This is a genomic window from Flavobacterium resistens (genome assembly GCF_900182645.1).
GTDB classification, from domain to species: Bacteria; Bacteroidota; Bacteroidia; order Flavobacteriales; family Flavobacteriaceae; genus Flavobacterium; species Flavobacterium resistens.
Genome location: NZ_FXTA01000011.1, coordinates 1 through 5,129 on the forward strand (window position 1 = coordinate 1; position 5,129 = coordinate 5,129).

The window sequence follows — 5,129 nt, forward strand, 5'->3', positions numbered from 1 at the left end:
ATAGAAAGTCTGCCTTTGACACCTAATGGCAAGATAGACAGAAAAGCCCTTCCAAGTGTTACCGGAGAAGACATCATCAAAAAAGAATATGTAGCTCCAAGAAATGCCATTGAAGAAAAAATGGTAGAAATATGGCAAGAAGTATTAGGAATAGAAAAAATAGGCGTAACCGATAATTTCTTTGAGCTAGGAGGACATAGTTTAAATGTAATCAGGTTTTTAAATATGACTCAAAAATATTTTTCAGTTAAATTGACGATTAGAGAGTTCTTTGCTAATCCAAAAATTGAAAATATTTCAGCTCTTATTGCCTCATTGAATTCAAGTTTATCGAATAAAAATAGAAAATCAAAAAAAATTATTTAAAATGAAAAATTTAGTTTATTTAAAACCAAATGTTGTAATTGAACCCTTAATAGAAAGATGGTATGCATGGACACACCTCATATCACCGTCAACTGCATCAATGAATATAACAAAGAGGCACATTGAAATAATGAATTCTTATATTGAATCCCCTGTATTACATAGTGAGGCCGTTAAGAATCCAAAAATGCTGGGTGGTCCTTTTATGGATTACAAAGAAGATAGATCAGAGGACATAAAAAAATTAATCGAGTCAACTTTTATTAACCAAAAGGAATTAATCAGTCTATCCTTAGCAATTAGAAAACTAGTTTTATTGTTAAACAAAGAAGCCAAGGGACAATCACTAGAAGATTTGTATGATGTAGTACCCGATATTTTAAAAGGCTATGTAGAATTAATATATGATTTAAATGGAAATCCTTCTTTTAGATTTTATGAGCAGCTTTTATATAAGAGTAAATACTATAACAAAGAAAATCAAAGTATAGCATTGTGGGTTACAAATAACGATTCACGCCCCTTTTGTTTGAGTACACCTAGACTGGATGAGGATGACATATTACATTTAAATATCCCTTTTGAAGATAGTTTTATAGATGAATTAAGTAAAATGAAGCGAATTCCACGTCCTTATGATGAAATAAGAAAAATGATTGGGGAATTAAATGAAACTGAGGATACTCTTTTTCAGTCATTTTTTACTGAAACTCCATCTGTTCCTTATACAAAATATGAAGGGGACAGTATTAGAATGAGATATTTTGGCCATGCCTGCATATTAATCGAGACACGAGAAATTAGTATCCTTGTTGATCCATTAATCAGTTATTATGGTTATCAATCAAGTGTGGAACATTTCTCCGATTATGAATTGCCAGAAACTATTGATTATATTTTAATAACTCATAACCACCAAGATCACATTTTATTTGAGACTCTTTTGCCGCTCAGACACAAAGTAAAAAATATTATTGTTCCACGTTCAGGTGGAGGACATCTTCAAGATCCTAGCCTAAAATTAATGTTTAATGCTATTGGTTTTAATAACATCATCGAACTTGAAGAATTTTCAACCATAAACTTTTCAGATTGTAATATTACAGGGATTCCGTTTACTGGAGAACACAGTGACTTAGATATTAAAGCTAAAATGTGCTTTCATGTTAAGATTGAAGATTTTTCTCTACTTTTTGTAGCTGATTCCAGAGTATTAGAAAAGAAATTATACGAACATTCTCAAGCCTTGATTGGAAATGTGGATGTTATTTTCCTTGGTATGGAATGTGATGGTGCTCCACTAACTTGGTTGTATGGCCCACTCGTTGTAAACGAATTGTCAAAAGAACACGACCAGTCCAGAAGATTAGCAGGATCTGATTGCAAAAAAGGAATGCATTTGGTAAATACTTTTAATCCATCGGAAGTATATGTATATGCTATGGGACAAGAGCCTTGGTGCGAGTTTGTAAGTAGTATAAAATATACTGATGAGTCTAATCCTATCGTTCAATCTAATAATTTAATTAAGGAATGTATTTCAAGAGGAATAATTGCTGAAAGGTTATTTGGAGAAAAGGAGATATTATATAAAAGAAGAAAATAAAAATTATGGATAAGATTAGGGATTTATTAATAGAATTAAAAAAAGAATCAATTGATATTGTTTTAAATGATGATGAACTTGAAGTATTTTATGATACAGATGATTTAGATCCGGTAATTTATGATCAGATAAAAAACAACAAGGATCAGTTAATACAATTTCTAAAAAGTTCGAAAAGCGATATAAATAATCCTTTTTCAATACCATTATCTCCAATTAAAGCTGCCTATCCTCTAACTAACTCACAGAATCGTTTATGGATATTGAGCCAACTTGAGGGTGGTTCTTTGGCATATAATATGCCGGCAGCAGTTAGGCTTACAGGAACTGTTGATTTTGATAAATTTGAAGAATCATTTAAGTTATTAATCAAGCGTCATGAAATTTTAAGAACGTTTTTTAAATCTAATGATCAAGGGGAAGTTAGTCAATTTATCATCCCAACCGAGCAGGTAAGTTTCAGCATAACACAAAAGAGTTTCTTAAACAAGAAGAACCAGCATGAGTCGGTTTCGGATTATTTAGAAGAAATAAACAAGGAGCCTTTCGATTTGGAAAAAGCACCACTTGTTAGAGGGTCAATAATAACATTAAAAGAAAAAGAACATATATTTTTCTTATCGATGCACCATATCATAGGCGATGGTTGGTCGATGCAGTTGTTAATATCAGAAATAGTAAAAATTTATAATTCTTTACTACAAGGAAAACAAGCCAATTTACCAGAATTAAACATTCAATACAAAGATTATGCGGTTTGGCTTAATTCAGAATTACAACAAGAAAAACTAAAATCATCAGAAGATTTTTGGTTGAATCAATTCTCAGGAGAGTTACCTGTTTTAGATTTACCTAGTTTTAAAAAACGACCATCTGTCCAAACTTATAATGGAGCAAGTTTAACACATGAATTCTCCAAGTCATTTTTAGACAAACTCAAAGGTTTTTCAGAGAAACACCAATCCACTTTGTTTATGACTCTTATGACAGGAGTCAAAGTGCTTTTGCATAAATACAGTGGTCAAGATGATATTGTAATAGGGACTCCTATAGCAGGACGTGAGCATCCTGATCTGGAGCATCAAATAGGTTTGTATTTAAATACACTAGCAATAAGAACACTCTTTAAAGAGCAGAATAGCTTTTTAGAATTATTAAATCAGGAAAAAGAAACTTTATTAGGAGCATACGAGCACCAGGCCTATCCATTTGATGAGTTGGTAGGTAAGCTAAATCTAAAACGAGACATGAGCCGTTCGGCACTATTTGATGTTTTGGTGGTTTTGCAAAATCAGCAGCAAGTTTTTGGACTAAGAAGTGAAGAATTATTATCTGGTCTTCAGGTTGATTCCTATAATTTTATCAACAATACCGCTCAATTTGATATCAGTTTTACATTTGCCGAAACAGAAGGATTGGACTTGTCAATTGAGTACAATACAGATATTTATGATCTTGAATTGATAGAGCGAATGTTTATACATTTTGAAAATTTATTGACCAAATGTATAGAAGAACAAGATAAAGCTATTGAGAGCATTGATTATTTAACTCAAGATGAGAAACAACAATTATTAGTAGAGTTTAACGATACCAAAGTTGATTATCCGAAAGATAAAACCATCATCGATTTATTTGAAGAACAAGTCGATAAAACTCCAGATAACATCGCTGTTGTTTTTGAAGAAGTACAATTGACTTACAAACAACTCAATGAGAAAGCAAATCAATTAGCACATTATTTAAGAGAAACCTACAAAATACAAGCCGACGATCTGATCGGAATAAAGTTAGAGCGAAGCGAGCAAATGATACTGGCTATTTTTGGGATACTAAAATCAGGTGCCGCTTATGTGCCAATTGACCCAAGTTACCCTCAAGAAAGGATTGCTTACATAGAAAAAGACAGTAACTGTAAAATTGTTATTGATGAACAAGAATTAGGAAATTTTTACAAAAAACAAAAACAATATAGTAAATCAAATGCCTTAAAAATAAATAAGCCTAACGATTTAGCCTACGTTATTTACACTTCAGGAACTACCGGTAATCCTAAAGGGGTGATGGTAGAGAATAGTTCTTTATTGGATAAATTATTAACTGAAAAAAGTTTATATGGACTGGATTGTTCAATTATAACTTGTTTTAATACAAATTATGTTTTTGATGTTTCTATACTTGAAATTATTCTACCTTTAATGATTGGAGGAAGAATAATTATTCCATTACCTTCTATTGAATTAGTAAGTGATGATTATTTTGATTTTATTGCAAAAAATAAAGTAACAATATTACAAGGAACTCCTAGTTATTTCAAAAATATTTTATACGTAAATAAAACTTTACCCTCGACCAATTCGATATCAACAATCTGTGTAGGCGGTGAAATTTTTGAAGAAAATATATTTATTACTTTAAAAGAAAATTTTCCTAAGGCATCAATTAACAATCATTATGGCCCAACGGAAACTGTTATAGATGTTGTTTGTAATATTAATATTTCTGAATTTAAAAGTAATAACATAGGGAGTCCCATTTCCAACACACAGGTTTACATTTTAGACGAGTCATTGCAACCATTGCCTATAGGTGTTACAGGAAAACTGTATGTATCTGGAGCAGGAGTAGCCAGAGGTTATTTAAACAAACCAGAACTCACAGCGGAGAAATTCATTTCGAATCCTTTTATAAAAGGAACAAGAATGTATGATACCGGTGATTTGGGCAGGTGGCTGCCGGATGGCAACATTGAATTCTTGGGCAGAAACGACCATCAAGTCAAGATAAGAGGTTACCGTATAGAGCTAGGAGAGATAGAAACGGCCATATCTGGATATTCAGGGGATATGCAACAGATTGTAGTTGAAGCCAAAGAAATCAACCAGGACAAAACTTTGGTGGCTTATTATGTATCCAAAACAGAGATTGACAAATCAGAGCTTAGAACTTATCTGCAAAACAAGCTGCCTGAATATATGGTTCCTGGTTTTTATGTAGAGATAGAAAGTCTGCCTTTGACACCTAATGGCAAGATAGACAGAAAAGCCCTCCCAAGTGTTACTGGAGAAGACATCATCAAAAAAGATTATGTAGCCCCAAGAAACAAAGAGGAGCAACTTATAGTTGATGTTTGGACTTCTGTTCTCAAGCAAGAGGC

General features: G+C 32.3%; 3 protein-coding genes. All 3 read left to right on the forward strand.

Annotated features, from left to right (window positions below):
- Positions 1-366, forward strand: a 366-nt coding sequence (locus FN795_RS21290; protein ID WP_208743588.1) for a phosphopantetheine-binding protein, incomplete at its 5' end; no start/stop codon positions are given.
- Position 367: 1 nt separating this feature from the next.
- Positions 368-1,972 (forward strand): MBL fold metallo-hydrolase, encoded by a 1,605-nt coding sequence (locus tag FN795_RS21295; protein WP_142452501.1) that lies wholly within the window; start codon positions 368-370, stop codon positions 1,970-1,972.
- A 5-nt stretch (positions 1,973-1,977) separates the two neighbouring features.
- On the forward strand, positions 1,978-5,129 hold a 3,152-nt coding region (locus FN795_RS21300; protein ID WP_142452502.1), incomplete at its 3' end, for a non-ribosomal peptide synthetase.

Coding starts and splice junctions, on each gene's coding strand:
- FN795_RS21295 (WP_142452501.1), top strand. CDS start 368: ATGAAAAATTTAGTTTATTTAAAACCAAATGTTGTAATTGAACCCTTA.